This is a genomic window from Allobosea sp. 05T422_2, from assembly GCF_056396265.1.
Genome location: NZ_JBFTLD010000001.1, coordinates 86,821 through 109,309 on the forward strand (window position 1 = coordinate 86,821; position 22,489 = coordinate 109,309).

General features: G+C 63.7%; 23 protein-coding genes. 20 read left to right on the forward strand and 3 right to left on the reverse strand.

Annotated features, from left to right (window positions below):
* The 10 genes from AC1DJT_RS00455 (at nt 1) to AC1DJT_RS00500 (ending at nt 9,668) form a co-directional block, all read left to right on the forward strand.
* A complete protein-coding gene (locus AC1DJT_RS00455; protein ID WP_441505753.1) occupies nt 1-978 on the forward strand; it encodes an aminopeptidase in 978 nt (325 codons plus the stop codon).
* The gene (locus AC1DJT_RS00460; RefSeq protein WP_441505752.1) at nt 978-1,751 is read left to right on the forward strand and encodes an enoyl-CoA hydratase/isomerase family protein; all 774 of its coding nucleotides are present in this window, start codon (nt 978-980) and stop codon (nt 1,749-1,751) included. The genes AC1DJT_RS00455 and AC1DJT_RS00460 overlap by 1 nt, the downstream gene beginning before the upstream one ends.
* Nucleotides 1,752-1,776: 25 nt before the next feature.
* Nucleotides 1,777-2,976 (forward strand): CaiB/BaiF CoA transferase family protein, encoded by a 1,200-nt coding sequence (locus tag AC1DJT_RS00465; protein WP_441505751.1) that lies wholly within the window; start codon nt 1,777-1,779, stop codon nt 2,974-2,976.
* Nucleotides 2,977-3,050: 74 nt separating this feature from the next.
* Nucleotides 3,051-4,289, forward strand: coding sequence for an ABC transporter substrate-binding protein (locus tag AC1DJT_RS00470; RefSeq protein ID WP_441505750.1), 1,239 nt, complete (start codon nt 3,051-3,053; stop codon nt 4,287-4,289).
* A 13-nt stretch (nt 4,290-4,302) separates the two neighbouring features.
* Nucleotides 4,303-5,178 (forward strand): branched-chain amino acid ABC transporter permease, encoded by an 876-nt coding sequence (locus AC1DJT_RS00475; RefSeq protein WP_441505749.1) that lies wholly within the window; start codon nt 4,303-4,305, stop codon nt 5,176-5,178.
* 4 nt (nt 5,179-5,182) lie between these two features.
* The gene (locus AC1DJT_RS00480; RefSeq protein ID WP_441505748.1) at nt 5,183-6,076 is read left to right on the forward strand and encodes a branched-chain amino acid ABC transporter permease; all 894 of its coding nucleotides are present in this window, start codon (nt 5,183-5,185) and stop codon (nt 6,074-6,076) included.
* A complete protein-coding gene (locus AC1DJT_RS00485) occupies nt 6,076-6,837 on the forward strand; it encodes an ABC transporter ATP-binding protein (protein ID WP_441505747.1) in 762 nt (253 codons plus the stop codon). The genes AC1DJT_RS00480 and AC1DJT_RS00485 overlap by 1 nt, the downstream gene beginning before the upstream one ends.
* 65 nt (nt 6,838-6,902) lie before the next feature.
* On the forward strand, nt 6,903-7,577 hold the full coding sequence (locus AC1DJT_RS00490; protein ID WP_476775517.1) for an ABC transporter ATP-binding protein: 675 nt from the start codon (nt 6,903-6,905) through the stop codon (nt 7,575-7,577).
* Nucleotides 7,578-7,593: 16 nt separating this feature from the next.
* The gene (locus AC1DJT_RS00495; protein WP_441505745.1) at nt 7,594-8,940 is read left to right on the forward strand and encodes an amidase; all 1,347 of its coding nucleotides are present in this window, start codon (nt 7,594-7,596) and stop codon (nt 8,938-8,940) included.
* A 59-nt stretch (nt 8,941-8,999) separates the two neighbouring features.
* Nucleotides 9,000-9,668 carry a TetR/AcrR family transcriptional regulator gene (locus AC1DJT_RS00500; protein ID WP_441505744.1) on the forward strand — a complete coding sequence of 223 codons (669 nt, stop codon included), beginning with the start codon at nt 9,000-9,002 and terminating at the stop codon, nt 9,666-9,668.
* Here AC1DJT_RS00500 and AC1DJT_RS00505 read toward each other — a convergent pair.
* Together AC1DJT_RS00505 and AC1DJT_RS00510 are read right to left on the reverse strand one after the other, a co-directional pair.
* A complete protein-coding gene (locus AC1DJT_RS00505) occupies nt 9,613-10,170 on the reverse strand; it encodes a gamma carbonic anhydrase family protein (protein ID WP_441505743.1) in 558 nt (185 codons plus the stop codon). The genes AC1DJT_RS00500 and AC1DJT_RS00505 overlap by 56 nt on opposite strands.
* 77 nt (nt 10,171-10,247) lie before the next feature.
* The gene (locus AC1DJT_RS00510; RefSeq protein ID WP_441505742.1) at nt 10,248-10,991 is read right to left on the reverse strand and encodes a FadR/GntR family transcriptional regulator; all 744 of its coding nucleotides are present in this window, start codon (nt 10,989-10,991) and stop codon (nt 10,248-10,250) included.
* A 473-nt stretch (nt 10,992-11,464) separates the two neighbouring features.
* On the opposite strand from AC1DJT_RS00510, the gene AC1DJT_RS00515 reads away from it, so the two are divergent.
* The 5 genes from AC1DJT_RS00515 (at nt 11,465) to AC1DJT_RS00535 (ending at nt 16,266) form a co-directional block, all read left to right on the forward strand.
* A complete protein-coding gene (locus AC1DJT_RS00515) occupies nt 11,465-12,175 on the forward strand; it encodes an ABC transporter permease (RefSeq protein WP_441505741.1) in 711 nt (236 codons plus the stop codon).
* A 56-nt stretch (nt 12,176-12,231) separates the two neighbouring features.
* Nucleotides 12,232-12,957 (forward strand): ABC transporter permease, encoded by a 726-nt coding sequence (locus AC1DJT_RS00520; protein WP_441505814.1) that lies wholly within the window; start codon nt 12,232-12,234, stop codon nt 12,955-12,957.
* 12 nt (nt 12,958-12,969) lie between these two features.
* Nucleotides 12,970-13,746: an ABC transporter ATP-binding protein gene (locus AC1DJT_RS00525; RefSeq protein WP_441505740.1), complete on the forward strand. Its 777-nt coding sequence runs from the start codon at nt 12,970-12,972 to the stop codon at nt 13,744-13,746.
* 11 nt (nt 13,747-13,757) lie between these two features.
* The gene (locus AC1DJT_RS00530; RefSeq protein ID WP_441505739.1) at nt 13,758-14,612 is read left to right on the forward strand and encodes a transporter substrate-binding domain-containing protein; all 855 of its coding nucleotides are present in this window, start codon (nt 13,758-13,760) and stop codon (nt 14,610-14,612) included.
* Between the two features lie 223 nt (nt 14,613-14,835).
* A complete protein-coding gene (locus AC1DJT_RS00535; RefSeq protein WP_441505738.1) occupies nt 14,836-16,266 on the forward strand; it encodes an FAD-binding oxidoreductase in 1,431 nt (476 codons plus the stop codon).
* 133 nt (nt 16,267-16,399) lie between these two features.
* Here AC1DJT_RS00535 and AC1DJT_RS00540 read toward each other — a convergent pair whose 3' ends face one another.
* Nucleotides 16,400-17,323 (reverse strand): LysR substrate-binding domain-containing protein, encoded by a 924-nt coding sequence (locus AC1DJT_RS00540; protein WP_441505737.1) that lies wholly within the window; start codon nt 17,321-17,323, stop codon nt 16,400-16,402.
* Between the two features lie 205 nt (nt 17,324-17,528).
* Between AC1DJT_RS00540 and AC1DJT_RS00545 the strand changes: the two genes are divergently transcribed.
* From AC1DJT_RS00545 to AC1DJT_RS00565, 5 genes are all read left to right on the forward strand, one after another.
* A complete protein-coding gene (locus tag AC1DJT_RS00545; RefSeq protein WP_441492493.1) occupies nt 17,529-18,578 on the forward strand; it encodes an ABC transporter substrate-binding protein in 1,050 nt (349 codons plus the stop codon).
* 142 nt (nt 18,579-18,720) lie between these two features.
* A complete protein-coding gene (locus tag AC1DJT_RS00550) occupies nt 18,721-19,794 on the forward strand; it encodes an ABC transporter ATP-binding protein (protein WP_441492494.1) in 1,074 nt (357 codons plus the stop codon).
* The gene (locus tag AC1DJT_RS00555; RefSeq protein ID WP_476769447.1) at nt 19,787-20,650 is read left to right on the forward strand and encodes an ABC transporter permease; all 864 of its coding nucleotides are present in this window, start codon (nt 19,787-19,789) and stop codon (nt 20,648-20,650) included. Before AC1DJT_RS00550 ends, AC1DJT_RS00555 begins: the two co-directional genes overlap by 8 nt.
* Nucleotides 20,647-21,441: an ABC transporter permease gene (locus AC1DJT_RS00560; protein WP_441492496.1), complete on the forward strand. Its 795-nt coding sequence runs from the start codon at nt 20,647-20,649 to the stop codon at nt 21,439-21,441. The genes AC1DJT_RS00555 and AC1DJT_RS00560 overlap by 4 nt, the downstream gene beginning before the upstream one ends.
* 77 nt (nt 21,442-21,518) lie before the next feature.
* The coding region (locus AC1DJT_RS00565; protein ID WP_476833323.1) for an NAD(P)/FAD-dependent oxidoreductase at nt 21,519-22,489 on the forward strand (971 nt) is incomplete at its 3' end.

Genomic DNA, 22,489 nt, shown 5'->3' on the forward strand with positions numbered 1-22,489 from the left:
ATGAACACGCTTCTCAAGCTCAAAAATGCGCGCAAGGTCGTGAAACTGCTCGGCAATGCCGGGTCGGACAGCCAGGTTCTGGTCCTTTACGACCTCTTCACCGATCATAATGTCGAGGCGCTGGCGATCGCCCTGTCCGAAGCCGGCGCGGGCGTGCACCTCATGCAGATCGAGGGCTCGTCGAGACATGGGCGGCAGCTCTCCGAGATCACCGCGCAAGCCATGAAGGCGTCGGATCTCGTCATCGGACTGACCCGCGCCAATATCGCACACACACAGGCGCGTCAGGAGGCCACGCGCGCCGGTGTGGGAGTCATCGTTCTGCCCGAGTCGCATCAAGGCGATTTCTTCCTGGCAGAGGGTTGGGAGGCGGATTTCGTGGCCTTGCGGCCGCAGATCGAATGTCTGGCCGATGCCTTCACCCAGGCCGGCACTGCCCGTGTCACCAGTCCCGACGGGACGAACGTGACCATGAGCATCGCCGGGCGACGTGGTCGCGCCCTTCATGGCTTCGCCAACACGGTCGACATCTCCGCAGGCTACTGTCTCGAGGCTAGCCTGGCGCCGGTGGAGGGAACGGCCGAGGGCGTCATTGTCGTCAACGCCAGCATTCCAGGCGTGAGCCTGATCCGTGACGAGCCCGTCCGCATCCACATGGAGAAGGGCATGGCGGTCGCGATCGAAGGCGGAGCCGAGGCCCGGATGTTCAGCGACCTCCTGAAGAGCTTCAACGATCCGCTGGTCTATAATCTCGGTGAACTCGGCGTCGGCATGAATCCGAACTGCGTTCTCGACGGCACCATGCTGTCCGATGAGAGCGTTTACGGCTCGATCCAGCTTGCCCTCGGCACCAGCGCCTATATCGGCGGCACAGTAAAGGCCGCTGCCCACTACGACACCATCCTCACCGACGCCACGCTCGAGCTGGATGGACGCGCCGTCCTTCGCGGCAGGGACCTGCTGCTGGAGTACGTATGATGGGCATCGAGGTTTCGCGCGACGGGACAGGCGTGGTGACGGTCCTGCTCAACCGTCCCGAGAAGCGCAACGCTTTCACCATGGAGATGTACCAGGCGTTCGGCGCAGCCTTCTCCCAGCTTGAGAGTGATGACGCGGTCCGCTGCGTCGTCGTCAGGGGCGCCGGCGGGCATTTTTGTGCCGGGAGTGACATTGGCGGCTTCGGGGATGATCGCGACGGGCGCCAGCAAGCCCGCGACTATGCCGACTTCACGCTTGCGATGACGGACCGGCTCAAGAACCTGCGTCACCCGACTGTCGCCTGCATCGAAGGCGCTTGTGTCGGGGGCGGCCTGGAGATCGCCTCGATGTGCGACATCCGGATCGCGGCGTGCTCGGCCCGGTTCGGAGTGCCGATCAACCGCATTGGCATCACGCTGGACTACCGCGAGCTTGAGGACATCGTCGCCGTCATCGGCCATTCCGCGGCGCTCGAAATCCTGCTGGAAGGTCGAATCTTCGGAGCCGAGGAGGCTCTGTCGAAAGGACTCGTGACCCGGCTTGCCGATGATGATGCCGTCGCCGCCGAGGCCTATGGCGCCGCAGAGCGGATCGCCGGCGCGGCGCCTCTGGTCAATCGCTGGCACAAGAAATTCATCCAGCGCCTGCGGCAGGGCGGGACGCTGACGCCGGAGGAAAGTGACGAAGCCTATGCCTGCTTCGACACCGAGGATTACCGGCTGGGCCGAGCGGCGTTCGGACAGAAGATCAAGCCGGCTTTTGTCGGGCGCTGACAAGAAGATGACAGGTAAAATTCCGATGAGCAGCCGTCCGTCGCCAATCTCCGGCATGAAGGTCCTCGATCTCTCCCAGATCATGGCGGGTCCTTACTGCACCATGGTCCTGGCCGATCTCGGTGCCGAGGTGATCAAGGTCGAGAAGCCCGTCACCGGCGACGATTCCCGTGAGATGGGCCCCTATGTGAACGGCGAGTCGACTTGCTTCGCGCAGATCAACCGGAACAAGGAGGGTATCTCCCTCAACCTGAAGGATCCGCAGGCGCGCGATATCCTTTACGACATGGTTCGCTGGGCCGATGTGGTGGTGGAGAACTACCGGGTCGGCGTGACGAAGTCCCTCGGGGTCGACTACGAGACGCTGAGCAAGATCAATCCGCGCCTGATTTACTGCTCGGTGTCCGGCTACGGCCAGACGGGGCCTTATTCCGGGAAGGGCGGCTTCGACCTGGTCGCCCAGGGCCTGACCGGCATCATGAGCATGACCGGCGAACCCGACGGCCGACCCCTCAAATCCGGTATCGCGATTTATGATGTTGGCGCGGGTCTCACGGCCGCCTATTCGATCATCGCGGCCCATGTCCATCAGCTTAAGACCGGCGAGGGCCAGCACATCGACATCTCCCTCGCCGAATGCGGTCTGCCCTGGTTCATCTGGGAGGCTGCCGCCTATTTCGCCGAGGGTACGGTGGCAAAGGCGACGGGCAGCCGCCACCGCGTTTCGGCGCCGTACCAGGCACTGCGCACCGGCGACGGCTTCATCATCATCGGAGCCGCGAACCAGCGGACGTGGGAGAAGCTCTGCCGGGATGTGATCGGCCGTCCGGAACTGATCACCGACCCGCGATTTGTGACCAATATGGACCGGCTCGAGAACATTAAGGCGCTCGAGCCCCTGCTCGAAGAGGCTTTCGCCTCCGCCGATGCTGCGACCTGGATCGCGCGCTGCGAGGCGGCCAGTGTCCCATGTGGTCCGATTAACGACTTCGGACAGGCGATGAATGACCCGCATTACATCGCTCGCGGCATGATCGAGGAGATCGACCATCCCAAGCTCGGTGCCATGCGGATGATCGGGATTCCGACCAAATTCTCGAAGACGCCAGGTGCAATCAGGAAGCCGGCCCCACTGCTCGGAGAGGATACCGACAGGGTCCTGCGTCGGTTCGGCATTTCGGATGACCAGATCGCGAGCCTACGAGGCCGCGGCGCCGTTCAATAGACCGTCACTCGGGGGCGGAAAGCCGCCCCCAACCGTCCAAGAATAACGGCAAAAGCCAACATAGGGGAACGATGATGAAACAGCCTTACAATCTGTCACGCCGCGCCTTTTTGGTCTCAGGGACCGCCGCAGCAGGCCTAGGGGCGCTTCCGGGCCAAAGCTTCGCGCAGGGGGAGCGGGTATTTCGGCTCGGCGCGCTCAACTCGATCACCGGCATCGGCGGCCCCTACGGCCCCTACATGTTGGAAGCGATCAAACTAGCGGTGGCCGAGGTCAACTCTGCGGGCGGTGCGGCGGGCCGCAAGTTCCAGCTCTTCGCCGAAGATGATCAGACGAAGCCCGAGGCGGCTGTCCTCGCGGTCAAGAAGCTCGTCGAGATCAACAAGGTCGAGGCGGTCGTAGGCATCTGGGCGTCCTCGGTCGGCCTGGCGACGATGCCGATCACCAACGACGCCAATCTGATCACGATGAACACCTGCGGCGCGCCGGAGATGCTCACCGAGAACAAGAAGGGCCTCGCCTGGATGTTCCAGGCTTCCAATGCGATCTTCGGGAATGCCTTTGCGGAGGTTGCGCGGCGCCGGGGCTTCAAGCGCCCCGCCGTCATGGCCTTCAACAACTCGACCTTTGTCGGGCAGGCGAACTATTTCAAGAGCGCCTGGGAGGCCAATGGCGGCAAGGTCAGCGCCTTTGTCGTCTACGAGCCCAACCAGAGCAGCTATCGCACCGAGCTTGCCCGTGTCCTCGCGTCGAAGCCGGATGTCATCTCGCTCAGCGCCTATCGTCCCGACGCCACCATCATCCTCAAGGAATGGTACCAGAGCGGCCAGGACTGCAAGTTCATCATGCCTGGCTGGACCGCCAACGAAGACCTCGTCAAGGCGCTCGGCAAGGAAGCGACGGAAGGGCTGATCTCGATCTCGAATGTCGCGGCCGAGCAGCATCCGGCGTTCAAGCGTTTCGCAGCCGAATTCAAGACGATCACCAAGCGCGAGCCCGATATTTTTGCCGCGCAGTGCTACGACATGGTGATCACGCTTGCCCTTGCCCTCGAAGCTGCGGGAGCCCAGGCGGACGTCGCCGCCATCAACGGTCAGATCCGCGCGGTCACCGGGACCGGAGGCACCAAGGCCAACTCCTTCGTCGAAGGCCGCGATATCCTGCGCAAGGGACAGAAGGTCGATTACGACGGGGCGTCCTCGCGTCTCGAGTTCGGCAAGCATGGCGAGACGGTGCCCGATTTCGGTGTGTTCGACATTCAGGACGGCAAGCTCGTCCTGAAAGAGACCATCCCCGGCCAGCTGCCGGCATAGGAAGGTCGCACCGATGGATTGGATCTCGATCGCTAACGCGGTCATCAACGGCGTCGTGATCGGGATGTTACTGGCCTTGCCCGCACTCGCGATCACGCTCGTGTTCGGCATTGCTCGCTTTCCCAATGCGGCCACCGGCGACTACATGACCCTGGGCGCCTACACGACCATTGCCTCCCAGATGTTTCTGGGAGGCTCGATCGTAACCGCCGTGCTCGGCGCGATGACGATGACCGCCGCTGTTTCGCTGTTGATGTATTTCTGGGTCTTCCGGGCACTGGCGGAACGCTCGCACGTCGCCCGGCTTATTGCTTCCATCGGCGTGGCCTTTGCCGTTCGCAGCACAATCACCTTCTTCGCGGGGCAGGACCAATATGTCGTGGACCTGCCACTGGTGCGGGCCTGGAATTTCGGCGGAATCCGCATCCTGCCGACGGATCTCTACATCGTCGGCGCTGCGATCATCGCGCTCCTGCTGGTTTTCTGCGTCATGTATCTGACCCCGACGGGACGTCGCATGAGGGCGATCGCGGACAGCTCGGAACTGGCCGCCGCGAGCGGCATTCGAGCGCGCAGGGTGATGATCTTCCTCTGGGCCGTGGCCGGAGCATTCTGCGGACTCGGTGGTGCGCTGCTGGGCATCAAGGCAGTGGTGCTGCCCGAACTCGGCTGGGAACTCCTGATGCCGATGTTTGCTGGCGTGATCCTCGGCGGGATCGGCAGCCCTGTGGGCGCGGTTCTGGGCATCGTGACGTTCAGCATCGCGCAGGAAGTCGCGAGCTTGTTCGTCGGCCCTGCCTACAAGGTCGTTCTCGCCTTCCTGATCCTTCTTTGCGTGCTGCTCCTGCGACCGCAGGGAATGTTCGGCCGTCCGATTGCAGCGAGGTGATGCCATGGAAGGCTATTTGATCGCGATCTCGATCAGCGTGCTGATCTATCTCCTGATGGCGAGCGGGCTGGCGCTGCAATACGGCTTCACCGGCCTGGTGAATTTCGGCCATGTCGGGTTCTTCGCCATCGGCTCCTACACCTCGGCCCTGCTAGCATTGAAAGGGGTGCCGATCCCCGTCTCGCTGGCTGCAGCGACGGCGCTCGCCGCCCTCGCGGCCTACCCGTTGGGGATGATCTCGCTGCGGCTGGGCGGCGACTATCTCGCCATCGTCACGCTCGGCTTCTCCGAAGCTGTCCGCATGACACTGCAGACAGAGGAATGGCTGACGCGCGGCATGCATGGGCTGCCGGGCATCCCCAGGCTCTTTGCCGGTTGGGTCGATCCGAAAATGACCGATTTCTACATCTTTCTCTTGCTGCTTGCGGTCTGTGCCGTGGTCTTCCTGCTGATCCATCATATCATCAGGAGCCCGTTCGGCCGGGTGATCGAAGCCATCCGCGACAACGAGGTAGCGGTCAGGGCGCTGGGCAAGAATCCGGCCCAGTTCAAGACGCGATCCCTGATGATCGGGGCCGGAATCGCGGGCCTCGCGGGCGGACTCCAGGCCCATTACCTGACCTTCATCAGCCCCGAGCAATACGTCCCGCTCATCACCTTCTACATCTGGATCGCCCTTGTCCTGGGCGGTGTCGGATCATTGCGCGGCGTGGTCATCGGAACCGTATTGCTCGTCGGGTTCCTCGAAGGCTCGCGTTTCCTGCGCGATGTCTTCACCGGCGTCTCCGAGGTCCAACTGGCGAGCGTCCGGATCTGGATCATCGGCATGGCTCTGATCTGCGTCGTGCTCTACCGCCCGCAAGGCCTGTTCGGAAAATCGTCGCGGAGGAGCAACTGATGGCGCTCCTTTCGATAACCGATATCACGGCTCGCTTCGGCGGCTTTCGTGCCCTCGACTATGTTTCGCTCGAAGTCGGCGAAGGCGAACTGGTCGGGTTGATCGGAACGAATGGTGCGGGAAAGAGCACGCTGTTCTCGGTCGCCACCGGCTATATTCCGGCGGGGTCCGGCAGTGTGGTCTTCCAGGGCGAAGACATCACCGAAGTGCCGGTCCATCAGCGGGTCCGGCGCGGTCTCGCCCGCACATTCCAGGTCCCGCGTGAATTCAGCCACATGACGGTGTTCGACAACCTGATGGTGGCAGCGCGGGATCAGCGTGGCGAGAAGCTCGCCGCCCTGGTTTTCGCGCGCGGCGCGATCCGGCAGGAGGAAGAGCGACTGGCCGAGCGCGTGCGGGAAGTGATGGCCTTCCTCAACCTCGCGCGCGTCTCGGACGAACTGGCGGGCAAGCTCTCGGGCGGCCAGAAGAAGCTGCTCGAGATCGGCCGGCTGCTGATGCTCGAACCCAAATGCATCCTGCTCGACGAGCCTTTCGCCGGGGTGAATCCGGTTCTGATCGAGCAGCTCTGCGACCGGATCGTCGAGTTGAACCGGCGCGGCATCGCCGTGCTGATCATCGAGCACAATCTCGCCGAGCTCGCGCGCGTCGTGCCCCGACTCTACGCGATGGATCGCGGCAAGGTCATCGCCAGTGGCACGCCTGACGCGGTTCTCGCCGATCCGGGCGTCCGCGAAGCCTATATGGGGGGTGTGATATGAGCCTTCTGCAAATCGCCAACCTGTCCGGCGGTTACGGCGATGTCGACATCATCACCGGTATCGACATGCATGTCGGCGCCAGGGAAATCGTCACGATCGCGGGCACCAACGGCGCCGGCAAGTCGACCCTCATCAAGGCGGCGATGGGCATCCTGCCCCGTATCGCCGGCACCATGGTGTTCGACGGCATCGATCTGATGAAGCTGCAAATCGAGGACCGCGTCCGCATCGGCATTTCCTACGTGCCGCAAGTCCGAAACGTCTTTGGCACCCTGACCGTGCTGGAGAACCTGCAGGTCGTGGAACATGCGCCTGGCAAAAGCGCACGAATCCGCGACATGTTCGATCTCTTCCCCGCTCTGGCGGGGCGGCGCGGCACCTATGCGGAAAACCTCTCCGGCGGCGAGCGTCAGCAACTCGCCTTTGCGCGGGCCTTGATGTCCTCGCCCCGCCTGATCCTGCTTGACGAGCCGTCCGCGGCGCTGTCGCCGGCGCTGACCGACCAGGTCTTCGAGGAGGTCAAGCGGCTGCCGCAGGCCGATGTTGCGGTGCTGATGGTCGAGCAACGGGCACGTCAGGCGCTCGCCTTCAGCGACCGCGGATACATCCTCGATGCGGGGCGCATCGTCTTGTCTGACACAGGCGCAAGCCTGCTAGCCAACGAGGAAATGGGCGACGTCTATATCGGACGCGGCCAATCCCAGGCGGCAATGCCCCACGCACCTTCCACGCACGTCTAGAAACGGGACAGGCACAATGGACATTTCTTCCGTCGACCGGCCGGTGACGGCCAAACGGCCGGCTGCCTCGCGCACGGCCATGCTCACCGCGACCGAGGGCTTGCGAGCGCTCGATCAGGGGACTCTGACCTGCGAAGCCTGGGCACGCGCCTGCCTGGAGCGCATCGAGGAGCGCAATGGCGGCGTCAAGGCGTGGGTCCATGTGAACGCCGACGCCGCCCTCGCTCACGCGCGGGCTCTCGACCGGAACGGCCGTAGCCGCCTGTTCGACGGCGTCCCGCTCGGTCTCAAGGATACGATCGACACCGCCGACATGCCGACTGAGCTGGGCGATCCCGAGATATTTCCTCGCCGCCAGCCGCAGTCCGACGCGCCGGTGGTTTCGATGGCGCGCAATTTCGGCTTCACCATCCTTGGGAAGAACACGGTCTCGCGGCACGCCATCATGCTGCCGGGACCCGCACGCAATCCTCACGATCTGACGCGCACGCCGGCGGCCTCCTCGGCCGGCTCCGGCGCCGCCGTCGCCGATTTCATGACGCCGATCTCCATCGGCACACAGACGGCCGGCTCGATCCTGAGGCCATCCGCCTTCTGCGGAGCGGTAGGCTTCAAGCCAACGCTGGACGCCATTCCCTATGTCGGCATCAGGACCTATTCGCGCCCGCTCGACGTCATCGGGCCGATCTGTCGCTCGGTGGAAGACGCGACGCTCTTCATGCGCGGCTTCACCCGCGATCCGCGCTTCGATGCAACGACATCCGTGCGTACCGACATGCGCGTCGGCGTGTGGAGGACGAAGGATTTCGATAAGGCCGATCCCGCTGCGCTGGCCATCTTCGAGGACAATCTGCGCAAACTGGAAGCGGCAGGTGCGACCGTCCAGTCGCTGGTCATGCCCGCGATCTTCGAGACGATCGGGGAAGCGCAGGATGTGATCATGGCCTATGATCTGGCGCGCGAGTATGCCGACATCAAGCGCAACCATGCGGACAAGTGCGATCGCGAACTGATCGAATACCTCGAACTCGGCGAGAGCTACTCCGCCGACGATTATGCGCGTGCGCTCGACGCCGCGGACGCGTGCCGCAGGGCCTTCCACGATCTCGCGCGCGATGTCGACGTGCTCGTCATGCCGTCGACCTTGGGCGAGGCGCCGGAGGCGACGAGCACCGGCAGCTCCGCCTTCATCCGCATCTGGTCCCTGCTGCACAACCCTTCGATCACCTTGCCGGTGTCTCGCGGACCAGCAGGCTTGCCGCTCGGTTTCCAGGTGGTCGGCTGCGTCAAGGAAGATGCGCGCCTGCTCTACTGGTCTCGCTGCATCGAAACCATCCTGGGAAGCTCGGCCCATATCGCCTGATTGGCCCGAGCCGCGACGCCTGGCTGGAACTCTCATGGGATCCAGTGCACAAGCGATGGATGACGACGAGCTTTAGACCGGAGCAACGGGAGAGCGGCAGGGATGCGATCGTACGCACCGCAACCCTGCTGTTCGGTGAGCGCGGTTATCAGGGGGTGAGCATGCGCCTCCTGGCGGAGCAGCTCGGCATCACCGCCCCCAGCCTCTATCACCATTTCTCCTCAAAGGAGGCGCTGCTCTTCGCCGTCCTCGAGGACAATCAACGGGATTTCCTCGCAACGACCGAGGAAGCCGTCGCGAAGGCAGCTCCCGACCCAAGGCGCCAACTCGCGGCGCTGGTGGCCTCGCATGTTCGCTATCAGATCGAGAAGGTCGAATATGCCCGGGTCTATGACCGGACGTTCCTGGGAATGGGTCCGCTGGTCGAATTTCTCTCCGACGAGCAACGCGGCGTCATGCGTGTCTTGCAGCGCCGGCACACCGAGAATCTGCGCCGTGTGATCCAGGGCGGGGTCACGGAGGGTGTGTTTACGGTCAAGGACGTATCACTTGCCGCCTTCGCAATCATCTCGATGTGTGACGGCGTCATCACCTGGTATCGCAGCAACGGCAGGCTTACCGTGAAAGAAGCGGCCGGGCTCTATGCCACCATGGCGCTTGACCTCGTCGGCGTCAGACCAGATGCCGGGAGCTCCGCGCTGGATGGTCAATTGCCATCTCCGCGATGAAGCGTCGGTGGTTGGAGACATATTCCGCCGCGGTCTCCGCGATGTCGTGGATCTCCTGATCCGTCAACGACCGCACCGCCTTGGCAGGGGCCCCCACGATCAGCGAGTTCGGTTCGAAGCGCTTGCCCTGGGTGATGAGAGCGTTTGCGCCGACGATGCAGTTTTCTCCGATGACGGCGCCGTTCAGAATGGTCGAGCCCATGCCGACGAGCACCCGGTCGGCAAGCGTGCAGCCGTGCAGAACGGCGCGGTGCCCGACAGTGCACGAGGCGCCGACCGCCAAAGGATATCCTGCGTCCACGTGGAGCACGGCGCCGTCCTGAATGTTTGATCCGGCACCGATCGATATGCGGTCATTGTCGCCCCGGATGACGGCGGCGAACCAAACGCTGGTGTCGTCATCGAAGATGACGTCGCCGATGATCGAGGCATCGGGGGCGAACCAATAGCGGCCCGAGCGCGGAAGGGTCGGGCGCAGATCGCCCAGGTTCATGATTGGCATGGATCTTCTGTGGAGACCGAGGGATTTTGAGGCTTCTCACGGGGCAGGGCGCGGGCATCCGCCTCCCTTGCGCGAGTCTAGAAGCCGACCGAGAGACCCAGCCGCTTCGCTGCGTTCATGACGTGCCGCCGGGCGGCGCTGCGTGCCGCCTCCACACGTTGCTCGACAATATTGTCATAGATTTCCTTATGTTCCATGAGAACTGCCTCCGGCCGGCCGACATAGGAGGAAGAATTCAGACGGGCGATGCGGACAGAGTTCTTGAGCTGCGCTCCAAGAAGATCAACCAGCTCGAGAATGAACGCATTTCCGGTCGCCTTGGCGATCGTGCTGTGGAAAGCGAAGTCCGCGTCAATGCCGTCATCCCCATCGCGGATATTCGCATCAATGGCGTGGAGACACTGAGAGAGCGCGCGCAAGTCGCTGTCCGAACGCCTTAGCGCGGCATAGCCCGCCGCATCACCCTCGAGAGTCAGGCGCAATTCGAAGACCTGCGACAGCTGCTCGCGATTATTCTCGATCTCTCGTGGATCGAGCCGGAACGATCCCGCGGCGCGCATGCTCGTCACGAAGGCGCCGCTGCCCTGGCGCGCGTCGACCAGCCCCTCCTGCTTGAGCCTCGAGATGGCTTCCCTGATGACGGCTCGGCTGACACCCATGCTCCGTGAGAGTGCGAACTCGGTCGGCAATTTCTGGCCGATCTCGAGTTCGCCCCCGCTGATGCGTGCCGCGAGATCGCCGGCGATCTGCTCGGCAAGGTTCGGCCGTCGCAAGGGACGAGGCTCTTCGGCAGGCGTGGATCCGGCGCTCTTGGCTTTCATTTCACCCAATCCCTATCAAAGGAATATTTGTCGGGCAACTTTGATCGTCGCTGGAATGCGGCGCTTGTTCATGCTGCAGGAACACATTCTCGGGGCAGGCCTCTGCTCGATTCCAGGCGGAGCGTGTCATCTTCCCGCGAAACCTATGAAAGGCTCGCGCGCCCAGCTGTGTAACTCGATTCAGGGACATTCTTCGCGCTGCTTGGTTTTCGCGATCCGCAAAGTCGGGCGGAACGCGACCGCGCTTGACGGCCATCTTCTAGTATGTCTTTTTGTCCGACAACCAAACGCTTGTTAAGTTCAAGACAAGAACAAAGAATGCAGCATCCGGGGAGGCTGACGTGAACGCAATCAAACTGCCATACGAGTCGAACGGCGGATGCATAGCCCAGCGGAGGTGCCCTGGAGCCGCGGGCATTGGTTCCGGGCTTGGTATGAGCGTCTTGTCCGCCTGAGCCCGCGAGACGCTGCCTATGTCGACATTGTCGCTGATGAGTCTGGGCTCCGACGGTTGGGGCGTGGCGATGCTGGTCGCTGCCGGCGTGACCTTATCAGTCGCCGCCTGCGGCTTCCTCCTCGGTTCTGTGATCGGTGGCCTTGTTGCCTGGGTGAAGCTGTCAGGCGGTGCGGTCGCTCGCGCTGCGGCCGATGCCTACACCACGATTCTTCGCGGCATTCCGGACCTTCTCATCATCTACCTCTTCTATTTCGGGGGGAGCGCGCTGCTCAGCAGCATCGCGGGACTTTTCGGTCCCGGGGGCTTCGTCGGTGTGTCGGGGTTCGCCGCGGGTGCCGCTGCGATCGGCATTATCTCCGGCGCCTATCAGTCAGAGGTCTTTCGAGGCGCGTACACGGCGCTGAACTGGGGTGAGATCGAGGCGGCGAAATCCGTGGGCATGCACCGCACGCTGATGTTCCGCCGCATCATCGCGCCACAGGTGCTGCGATATGCCATCCCGGGCCTGGGCAATGTCTGGCAACTGGCCTTGAAGGAGTCCGCCCTCGTCTCGGTCACGGGGCTGGTCGAGCTGCTCCGCCAGTCGGCCATTGGCGCCGGCTCCACGCGTGAGCCGTTCAGCTTCTATCTCGCTGCCGCTGTGCTCTACCTGGCAATCACCACGGTTTCCTCATGGGGATTCCGGCGCGCCGAGAGCTACGCGATGCGCGGCGTCCGGAGAGCCTGAATGCAGCCCGCTCACATGCCCATCACCCTCAAGCATCCTGAGAAGCGAAGCCCGTGATTGACGCCGCATTCATGGGGGAAACCTTCCTCAAGCTGCTGGAAGGACTGCCCCTCACACTCAAACTCACGTTTTCATCCGTCACTCTGGGTCTGATCGTTGCGATGGCCCTCGCGACGATGCGCATGTCAGGGGTGCCGGTCCTGGACTGGCTTGCGCGCAGCTATGTGTTCGTGTTCCGCGGGACGCCGCTTCTTGTTCAGATCTTCCTCATCTACTACGGGCTCGGTCAATTTCGGCTGGCCCTGCAGGCCATGAACCTATGGGGTTTCTTCCGCGAGCCGTATTGGTGCGCTCTGCTCGCCCTGACCCTGAATACCGCCGCCTATGTGAGCGAGATCATCCGCGGAGGCTTGCAGTCCGTCCCGCAAGGTCAGATCGAAGCGGCACGCGCCTGCGGGATGTCGCCGCTTCTCCTCTATCGGCGGATCATCGTTCCGATTGCTGTCCGTCAGGCACTTCCGGGCTACGGCAATGAAATCATCCTGATGGTGAAGGCGACCTCGCTCGCCTCGATCATCACGATGATGGAAGTGACCGGCATTGCGCATAAGCTGATTTCGCAGAGCTTCCGCGCGATCGAGATCTTCATCTGCGCCGGGGCCATCTACCTCATTCTCAATTTCCTCGTGACGCGGGCCATTCAAGCCCTGGAGCACAGGCTTTCGCCGCATCTGCGGGACGCGCCCATGCCCATTCAGCGCCTTGAGCCGGTCCATGAGTAGCGGAGACGATCGGTGACCTCATTGTCCACGCCAGCCGTTTCGGTGCGCGATCTGCGCAAAAGTTTCGGCTCCTTGGAAGTTTTGCGCGGTATTTCGCTCGATGCGGCCGAGGGACAGGTGATCTCAATCCTCGGCTCGTCGGGCTCCGGCAAGTCAACGATGCTTCGATGCATCAACGTGCTGGAGACGCCCGACGCCGGCGAGATCGCGATCGGCGGTGAAGTCATTGCACTGCGCAAGGGCCGAAACGGACGCACGGAGCCGGCTAATCGCTCCCAGGTCGACCGGATCCGCTCCCGCGTCGCGATGGTCTTCCAGAGCTTCAATCTCTGGTCGCACCTGACGGTGCTTGAGAACGTCATCGAGGCGCCGATCCATGTGCAAAAGCGACCAAGGGCGGAGTGCATCGCCGAGGCCGAGGCGCTGCTTGCGAAGGTCGGCATCGTCGACAAGCGCAACCACTATCCGGCTCATCTGTCGGGCGGCCAGCAGCAGCGTGCCGCAATCGCGCGCGCCCTCGCCATGAAGCCGAAGCTGATGCTGTTCGACGAGCCAACCTCGGCGCTCGATCCCGAACTCGTCGGCGAGGTCCTGCGCGTCATGCGATCGCTGGCGGAAGAGGGCCGCACCATGCTCGTGGTCACGCACGAAATGGGTTTTGCCCGGGATGTCTCGTCTCGCGTGGTGTTCCTCCACAAGGGGATGGTGGAGGAGGACGGGCCGCCTGGCGAAGTATTCAGCGCACCAACATCGCCACGGTTTCGACAATTCATCTCTGAGCATCGTTAGGAGGGGACACGATGAACAACCCGAGATTTCGACTGGGCTGGCTGGCGCTGAGCGCTTGCGCATTCCTGGCGACTGCCGCCGAAGCACAGCAGGGAAAGGAGATCACCATCGCAACCGAAGGTGCCTTCATGCCCTGGAACTACACCGAGCCGAGCGGGAAGCTCGGCGGTTTCGACGTCGAGTTGGTGAACGATCTCTGCCGCCGGATGAATGCCAAGTGCAAGGTCGTCGGTCAGGACTGGGCCGGCATCATCCCGGCTCTCCAGGCCGGAAAGCACGATGCGGTGATGACGGGAATGAACATCACCGACAAAAGGCTGGCGGTGATCGGCTTTTCGAGGCCCTACGCCACGAGCCGCCACGTCTTCGCGACGATGACCGATCGCGAAATGCTCAATCTGCCCAAGAGCGGACAGCTGATCGACATCACATCTCTGAACGACGACGGCAAAAACACGATTGAGCAGATGAAAAAGCTGATCAAGGGGAAAACGATCGGCGTGCAGACATCGACCAACGCCCTTGCATTCCTGGAGACCTACTTCAAGGGAGACATCGAGATCAGGGAGTACAAGACAGCCGAGCAGCATGATCTTGATCTCTCCGCAGGTCGCATCGATGCGGTGTTCGTCGATTACGCGTCTGCGATGTCGTCGCGTGAAAGGAAGGAACTGAACGGCATGACCGTTGCGGGGCCGTCATTTCGCGGCGGACTGCTTGGTCGTGGCGTCGCGATCGGCCTGCGCAAGGACGATGGCGAGCTCAAGCAACGCTTTGACCAGGCGATCGAGCAGGCACTCGCGGATGGCACGATCAAGACTCTGTCGATGAAATGGTTCAAGTCCGACATGTCGCCTCCGCAATAGTCCCGTCGATGGAGTGGATTGACGGACTGGATCTTGAGAACCCCCGGGCGGGCAGGGCTGTCGGCCGAGCCCACCCGGACCGAACTCCGCCTGTTGACCTTAGGTCGGCAAGGCCAGGCACAATCAGTGGCCGGTGCAAGCAAAGCGAATCCGTCTGACGGGGCGAGAGTTCCCAAACGGTTCCGATCAACACGCCCGGATTTGCCAGCGATCGAGCACAGACATGAGCGACACCAGACATCTTGACGCCATCAGCGCAATCGTCGGGACCAAGGGATTGGTCACAGACGCTGCCGATAGGCGCCGATACGAGGTCGGAGCACGGTATGACGAGGGGAGGGCGCTATTCGTCGTCCGGCCCGGGACAACCGAAGAGGTGTCCCGCATCGTCGCCTATGCGGTCTCGAATGGCATTCGCCTCGTGCCCCAAGGCGGGAATACGGGTGTGGTCGGGGGATCCACTCCCGATCAGTCGGGAACGCAGGTCGTTCTCAGCGTCGACCGCTTGAGCGCTCCGCTCGAAATCGATCTGACCAATCGCACGGTGACGGTAGGGGCCGGCGTTCGCTTGTCGACGCTGAATGAGACCCTCGCGACGCATGGGCTCTTTCTGCCGATCGATCTCGGCGCAGATCCGATGGTTGGCGGCATGATTGCCACGAACACCGGTGGCGCTCGCTTCCTCCGTTATGGCGCCATGCGGCGACAGGTTCTGGGTCTGGAGGTCGTGCTTCCAGATTGCAATGGCACCATCCTTGACCTCACAACCGGCCTGCGGAAGGACAACGCGCATATCGACCTGAAACATCTCTTCGTCGGGACGAGCGGGGCGTTCGGCGTTATTACAAGGGCGGTTCTCGAAGTGCAGCGCGTCCCGCGACAGGTCGCGACGGCGTTGCTCGTGCCGCGTGACGATGAGGCCATTCCCCTCCTGCTCACGGCGCTTGAGGAAGCGTGCGGCGAGTATCTGAGCGCCGTCGAGGGGATTTCGCGGAACGCGATGAAGCGAACATTTGCCCATGTCGAGCGCCTGAGGAATCCGTTCGCTCGCGGCGAGATTCCGCCTTACGCGATCCTCGTCGAACTGACCCGGAATTGGCCCGAGCGCGGGCATGAAGCCGCGCTCCCAGCCGTTCTCGAGACCGTTCTCGCCGAGCTGTTCGAGCAGGATGATCCGCTGCTCGCCGATGCGCTGATTGGTCGGTCGGAGGAACTCTGGGCGTTGCGGCATTCCTTGCCGGAGGGGCTGAAGGCGGCGGGGCATGTGATCGCCTTCGATCTTTCCCTGAAGCGCTCAGACCTTGTTCCCTTCCGAACCGAGATCATTCCGCTCCTCAACGCCGAGTTCCCCGAGCTCGAGCTCTGCGATTTCGGGCATATTGCCGATGGCGGCATGCACTTCAATCTTGTGCATCCCGGCCGGCCAGATGCCGCCTATATCGACCGCGTCCGGGACAAGGTGCTGGACGTCGTGATCCGAGGCTACGCGGGCAGTTTTACCGGCGAGCATGCGCTGGGCCGATCAAACCAGTCTCTCTACGATCGATACACACCGGAACTCGTGAAGCAGCTTTCGGGATCTCTCCAGGGCGCGCTGACCGAGGCTACGATGGGAAACGTGCGTTTCGCGTCGGCGAACCGGGCGCCTCGTTAGCGCGGTTCTCCGGGTCTCAACTGCGTTCATCCTGCCGGTGCTGAAATGACCTGAGACGCAACTGCGCCAGCAGGGCCCCGGCTGGAGCAGGCGCTTGGAGACGCCCGCCTACGGACGGGAGTCCAGGTTCGGCTCACGGCGCCCCCGAGCTTGGAGCCTTTCCGTGCACCTTCTGGCGCTCAAGATGCAGATGCGCGACGAAGTCGGAGACAAGTTGCGAGCGCAGGCTGTGCGAGGGGTAGAGAACTCCGAAATTATAGGCGATGGCCGGCCGGAACGGACGGGAGACTAACCCCAGCGGTTCGAACGCTTTTGCCGTGAACGGGTCCGCAATCGTCAGGCCCAGTCCCTGCGCCACCATCTGGCAAGCAATGGCGGCGATCGGGGTTTCGACGCGAACGTCGCAGCGCACCCTGGCGTCGTCGAGCACCTGCTGCAGCGAGCGGGACATGAAACTCCCCGCGCCCTTGCCGATGAACGGCATGCCGTCCAGGTCCTGCGGGACGATCTCCGGCCGCACCGCAAGCGGGTGACCGGCCGGCATCACGCAGACGCCGATGGCAGGGTCGAACAGCTCGATCTCGACACCGGGCTTGTCCATCGGGAGCATCGCGAAGCCGACATCGAATTGCTGTGTCGAAACCCACGAGGCAATCGACTCCGAACGCTGCGCCTGGATCGCAGCGGCGACGCTCGGGCGGTCCTTGAGAAATCCGGCAAGGGCGACAGGCAGGAAGGTGTGCGCCAGCGCGGGCATGCTGACGATCCGCAACTGCTCGACGCGGCGCTCCTTGATCTGGGCGGCGCGCTCGCTGATCCGTTCGAGCCCGACGAAACTGCGCTCGACTTCCTGATGCAGGGCCATCGCTTCGGGCGTCGCGACCGTGCGGCCATCGCTGCGCGTGAACAACACGAATCCGACCGCCTCCTGCAGCTCCTTCATCAATCGGCTGATCGAGGGCTGGGAGCTGCGAAGCAGGCGCGCGGCCTTGGTGAAGCTCCCGACATGCAGAACCGCGTTGAAGGCTTCGGCATGCCTGTGGGTGATCTGAGCCAAATCCGGCACTCCATTCCCGTTCCGCTACGGTCGGCCTGACCGGGCATTGCGACCCGGTCGGTGCGCCGGCAGGGCAATCGCGGCGATACCATATCAAATCTGAATGGCGTGATCCATAATCAGTCGATTGACAGATGGGTGCCGCTCCCCAACCCTTGGCTGCAACGGGGGCCGTGTTCCCCGGCCAAACAGGGGATTTTTCGGCATGGCCACTTTGCGTTCGACTTCGCTTGGATCCGTCTTCGCCCTCGCGCTCGCCACGGGCGGCCTTGTCAGCGCGGGAGCGAGCGCCCAGCAGACGATGTATGTCGCGGGCTATGGCGGCTCCTTCGAGCGCCTGATGCGCACCGCGATCATTCCGCCCTTCGAGAAGGCGAACAACGTCAAGGTCGAGTATGTCGCGGGACAGTCGACGGCGACGCTCGCCAAGCTGCAGGCCCAGCGCGGCAAGCAGGAGATCGACGTCGCCATGGTCGATGACGGCCCGATGTATCAGGCCGTGCAGTTCGGGTTCTGCGCGCCGATCGAGAAGGCCCCGGTGCTCGACGATGTCTATCCGATCGCGAAACTGGACGAGAAGGCCATCGCCTTCGGCATCGGCGTCACCACCCCGGTCTACAATGCCAAGATCTTCAAGGAGAAAGGCTGGCCGGTGCCGACCTCCTGGGGCGACCTCGGCAACAGCGCCTATAAGGGGCAGCTTGCCCTGCTCGGCGCCGCCAGCACGACCGGCCTGCATGGGCTGATCATGGTGGCGCGCGCCGAGGGCGGCGGCGAGAGCAAGATCGAGCCCGGCTTCGCCGCCTTCAAGGACAAGATCCGGCCCAATATCCTGACCTTCGCACCCTCCGCACCGAAGCTCGAGGAGCTGCTGCAAAGCGGCGAGATCGCGCTGACCGTGATCTCGCGCTCGCGCGCCGTCGCGCTGAAGAAGGAGGGCCTGCCGCTTGAAGTGGCCGAGCCGAAGGAAGGGGCCGGCGCACTGATGGTGACGATGTGCCCCGTCGTTGACAGCGACGTGGCGCCGCAATCGCAAAAGTTCATCCAGCACATGCTCTCGCCAGCCATCCAGAAGGTCTTTGCCGGCGCGGGCTATGGCCCGGTGAACCGCAAGACGGAGCTGACGGCGGATGAAGCCGCGGGGCTGGCGGTCGGCGACCAGGCCGTTTCCAAGCTCGCCAAGATCGACTGGCCGACCGTCAACCAGAACCGGGCTGCGTGGACGCAGCGCTGGAACCGCGAGATCGAGCGCTAGATCAGCGGACCGGATCTTATCCGATTCGCCGATCTAACCTTTTGATCTGCATCACCTTTCGGGCCGATTCCTGAAGCCCTCGTTCCTCCGGACATCAGGCCTGCGCCAAGGGCGCAGGCGGTTTCATGGATCACCCTCGACTATGGCCAAGATCGCCCTTCGCGGGCTTACCAAGCGCTTTGCCGCCTTCACGGCGCTCAACGGAATCGACCTGGCGATCGAGCCCGGCGAGTTCGTCGGGCTGCTCGGTCCGTCCGGCTGCGGCAAGACCACGACGCTGAACATCGTCGCCGGCTTCGAGGAGCCGACCAGCGGCGAGGTACTGCTCGACGGGCGCAGCCTCCGGGGTGTTCCGGCCAGCCAGCGCGGCATGGGCATCGTCTTCCAGAGCTATGCCCTGTTCCCGCACCTGACGGTCGCCGAGAATGTCGCGTTCGGGCTCGAAATGCGGAAGATCGCCAAGCCCGCCCGTCAGCAGAAGGTCAAGGAAGCGCTCGATCTGGTGCGTCTCGGCCATCTCGCCGAGCGCTATCCCCGGCAATTGTCCGGCGGGCAGCAACAGCGGGTCGCGCTGGCGCGGGCGCTCGCCATCGAGCCCGCCCTGTTGCTGCTCGACGAGCCGCTTTCCAATCTCGATGCCAAGCTGCGCGAGGAAATGCAGGTCGAGATCCGGGCGATCCAGCGCCGCGTCGGCACGACGACGATCATGGTCACGCATGATCAGGCCGAGGCGCTGGCGACCTGTGACCGGATCGCGGTGATGGATGCCGGGCGGATCGTCCAGCTTGCCGATCCGTTGACGCTCTATGACGCACCGACGAGCCATTTCGCCGCGAGCTTCGTCGGCCGCTCCTCCCAACTCAAGGCAAGGATCGTCTCGGTGGAGGCCGGGCGTTGCTCGCTGCGCATCGAGGGCGTCGAGGCGGCGGTGCCCGGCACGGCGCAGCCCTCGCTTTCGGCAGGCAGCGCGGTGGTGATCGCCTTGCGCCCGGAAAAGGTCCGCCTCGTGCCGCCCGGGACCGGTTTTCTCGGCGGTCGGCTGACATCACGGGTCTTCCAAGGCAGTTCATGGCTGTTCTCCGTCGAGACGGCCATTGGTGCGGTCCTGTCGTCGGAGCCGCATCGTGGAGTGCCCGCCTTCAACGAGGGCGACGATGTCGGGCTCAACTGGCGGCCCGAGGATGCCGCCATCATCGCGGACGCGCATCATGGCTGAGGCATCCAGGAGCCGCGTGCCGCTGCTGCTCAGTCTGCCGGCGCTGCTCTTCTTCGCAGCGCTTCTGGTGACGCCGCTGGTGATGATCGCCGTGCTGAGCTTCCAGTCCTTCGACCTCGCGACCGGTGCGACCGGCGGGGCGACACTGTCGAACTTCGCGGATACGCTGGGCGATCCCTATTACCACACCATCTTCCTGCGGACGGTCGGGATCGCGCTGGCGACGACGGTGCTCTGCGTGCTGATCGGCGCACCCGAAGCCTATTTCCTGTCGCGGATGCGACCACCCTGGCGCTCGATCTTCCTGATCGTGACGCTGAGCCCGCTGCTGATCTCGGTCGTGGTGCGCACGCTCGGATGGGCGCTGCTGTTCGGCCGCAACGGTGTGATCAACAACGTCGCCTCCGGGCTCGGCCTGACGAGCGGGCCGATCCCGATGCTCTACACCATCCAGGGCGTCGTCATCGCGCTCGTCCATGTCGCGGTGCCGTTCATGATCATCTCGGTCTGGGCCGCCCTGCAACGGCTCGACCCCAAGGTGGTTCGTTCGGCGCAGTCGCTCGGCGCTGGCGAGACCACGATCTTCATCAGGATCATCCTGCCCCAGATCGTGCCCGGCATCCTGTCGGGATCGCTGATCGTCTTCGCGCTCGCGGCCAGTGCCTTCGCGACGCCCGCGATCATCGGCGGGCGCCAGCTCAAGGTCGTCGCCACCGCCACCTATGACGAGTTCCTGGGCACGCTGAACTGGCCGCTCGGCGCGGCGATCGCGATCGTGCTGCTCATCGTCAACGCCACGATCATGCTGACCTATAACCGCTTGCTCGAGCGGCGCTATGCGAGGTTTGCCCAATGAACCGCAACGGCCCCGTCGCGCTCCTCTGCCACAGCCTGTTCGTCATCTTCATGCTGGCACCGCTAATTGTGGTGATGTGGATGTCGCTGACGCCGAGCAACCTGCTCTCGCTGCCCACGACCTCGTTCTCGCTGCGCTGGTTCAGGGCCATCCTGGCCAATCCGCAGTTCGTTTCCGCCTTCTGGATGAGCATCGTGCTCGGCGTCGTTGCCGCGACCTGCGCGATGGCGCTCGCCGTGCCGGCCGCGCTCGCTCTGGCACGGCATCAATTCCCCGGGCGCGAGGCCCTGGTCGGGCTGTTCCTGTCGCCGCTGATCATCCCGCATGTCGTGCTCGGCGTCGCGTTCCTGCGCTTCTTCACACAGGTCAATATTACCGGCTCGACCGCAGGCCTGCTCGCCAGCCACGTGCTGATCATTTTCCCCTATGGGCTGAGGCTGGTGCTCGCGGCCCTGACCGCGGCCGATCCGGCGCTCGAACGCGCCGCGATCTCGCTCGGCGCCTCCAGCTGGACCGTGTTCCGGCGGGTGGTGTTTCCGCTGATGATCCCCGGCGTCGCCGGCGGCTGGGTGATCTCATTCATCCAGAGCTTCGACGAGGTGACGATGACGGTGTTCGTGGCGACGCCGTCCTCGATGACGCTGCCGGTCAAGATGTACCACTACATCGAGGAATCGATCGATCCGCTCGTCGCCTCGGTCTCGACCGTCGTCATCCTGCTGACCTTCCTGCTGATGGTCCTCGTCGACCGCATCTACGGGCTCGATCGCATGCTGGTCGGGAAAGGCTGACTAGCCGGGCTGACCGGCAAGCGCGGACAGGCCAGGCCGCCGCGCCCCCCTCTTCTCAATCGTCAAGGACATTCCAGATGAAAGCCATCGTCGTCGGTGCCGGTGTCATCGGCTCGTCGGTCGCCTATCGCCTCGCCCAGGCCGGCGCGGCGGTCACCATCGTCGAGGAAAGGCGGATCGGCGGCGGCACCTCCAGCGTGACCTATGCCTGGGTCAATGCCTGCGAGAAGCTGACCTCCCATGCCTATTACAAGTTGAACTTCGCCGGCCGGCAGGCCCATGAGGACATCCTGGCCGAGTTTCCGCACGCGAACTGGTACCACCGCCCTGGCGTGCTGCAATGGCAGAATGCGGAGGCCGAAGCCGGCGCACGCGACGGCACCGACCCGCTGGTGAAGCTCAGGCAGCTGATCGACTGGGGCTACCCGGCCGAGCTGCTCAGTCTGAAGGAGGTTCGCGAGCTCGAGCCGGAGATCGACCCGGACGTGATCGGCAATGCGCCGGTGATCTACTACCCCCGGGATGGTTGGCTCGATGCCGTGCCCTATGCCGGCGCGCTCGTCACTGCTGCGCAGGAGCGCCATGGTGCGAGGCTCGTCAACGCCAAGGTCTCGGGACTGCTGGTCAGCGGCGGGCGCTGCGATGGCGTGGAGATCGCGGGCGGCGATCCGATCCATGCCGATATCGTCGTGAACTGTTCGGGACGCTGGTCCAACGAGGTCGCCAACCGGAGCGAACATCAGGTTCCGCTCGCACCGACGGTCGGCCTAGTCGCCTATACCCCACCGGCGGGCGTGACGCTGCGCAGTGCCTTGCGCACTCCCCTGCTCAATATGCGGCCCGATGGCGGCGGCAGGTTCCTGCTGCGCTCGAACGAGCTTGACCGGCTGGTCGCCGCCGACGCCGCTTCCCTGCCCACGCATCCCCAGGCTCAGGAACTGCTCGCCCGGGCCAAGACGACGATCCCGGCACTGCGCTCCGTCGAGGTCGAGGCCGTTCGCATCGCGATCCGGCCGATCCCGCGTGACACGCTCTCGGCTGTCGGGCC

Bases quoted from the DNA above. Each gene is read 5' to 3' on its own strand.
- AC1DJT_RS00455 (WP_441505753.1), top strand. From the start codon at position 1: ATGAACACGCTTCTCAAGCTCAAAAATGCGCGCAAGGTCGTGAAACTG.
- AC1DJT_RS00460 (WP_441505752.1), top strand. From the start codon at position 978: ATGGGCATCGAGGTTTCGCGCGACGGGACAGGCGTGGTGACGGTCCTG.
- AC1DJT_RS00465 (WP_441505751.1), top strand. From the start codon at position 1,777: ATGAGCAGCCGTCCGTCGCCAATCTCCGGCATGAAGGTCCTCGATCTC.
- AC1DJT_RS00470 (WP_441505750.1), top strand. From the start codon at position 3,051: ATGAAACAGCCTTACAATCTGTCACGCCGCGCCTTTTTGGTCTCAGGG.
- AC1DJT_RS00475 (WP_441505749.1), top strand. From the start codon at position 4,303: ATGGATTGGATCTCGATCGCTAACGCGGTCATCAACGGCGTCGTGATC.
- AC1DJT_RS00480 (WP_441505748.1), top strand. From the start codon at position 5,183: ATGGAAGGCTATTTGATCGCGATCTCGATCAGCGTGCTGATCTATCTC.
- AC1DJT_RS00485 (WP_441505747.1), top strand. From the start codon at position 6,076: ATGGCGCTCCTTTCGATAACCGATATCACGGCTCGCTTCGGCGGCTTT.
- AC1DJT_RS00490 (WP_476775517.1), top strand. From the start codon at position 6,903: ATGCATGTCGGCGCCAGGGAAATCGTCACGATCGCGGGCACCAACGGC.
- AC1DJT_RS00495 (WP_441505745.1), top strand. From the start codon at position 7,594: ATGGACATTTCTTCCGTCGACCGGCCGGTGACGGCCAAACGGCCGGCT.
- AC1DJT_RS00500 (WP_441505744.1), top strand. From the start codon at position 9,000: ATGACGACGAGCTTTAGACCGGAGCAACGGGAGAGCGGCAGGGATGCG.
- AC1DJT_RS00505 (WP_441505743.1), bottom strand. From the start codon at position 10,170: ATGCCAATCATGAACCTGGGCGATCTGCGCCCGACCCTTCCGCGCTCG.
- AC1DJT_RS00510 (WP_441505742.1), bottom strand. From the start codon at position 10,991: ATGAAAGCCAAGAGCGCCGGATCCACGCCTGCCGAAGAGCCTCGTCCC.
- AC1DJT_RS00515 (WP_441505741.1), top strand. From the start codon at position 11,465: ATGTCGACATTGTCGCTGATGAGTCTGGGCTCCGACGGTTGGGGCGTG.
- AC1DJT_RS00530 (WP_441505739.1), top strand. From the start codon at position 13,758: ATGAACAACCCGAGATTTCGACTGGGCTGGCTGGCGCTGAGCGCTTGC.
- AC1DJT_RS00535 (WP_441505738.1), top strand. From the start codon at position 14,836: ATGAGCGACACCAGACATCTTGACGCCATCAGCGCAATCGTCGGGACC.
- AC1DJT_RS00545 (WP_441492493.1), top strand. From the start codon at position 17,529: ATGGCCACTTTGCGTTCGACTTCGCTTGGATCCGTCTTCGCCCTCGCG.
- AC1DJT_RS00550 (WP_441492494.1), top strand. From the start codon at position 18,721: ATGGCCAAGATCGCCCTTCGCGGGCTTACCAAGCGCTTTGCCGCCTTC.
- AC1DJT_RS00555 (WP_476769447.1), top strand. From the start codon at position 19,787: ATGGCTGAGGCATCCAGGAGCCGCGTGCCGCTGCTGCTCAGTCTGCCG.
- AC1DJT_RS00560 (WP_441492496.1), top strand. From the start codon at position 20,647: ATGAACCGCAACGGCCCCGTCGCGCTCCTCTGCCACAGCCTGTTCGTC.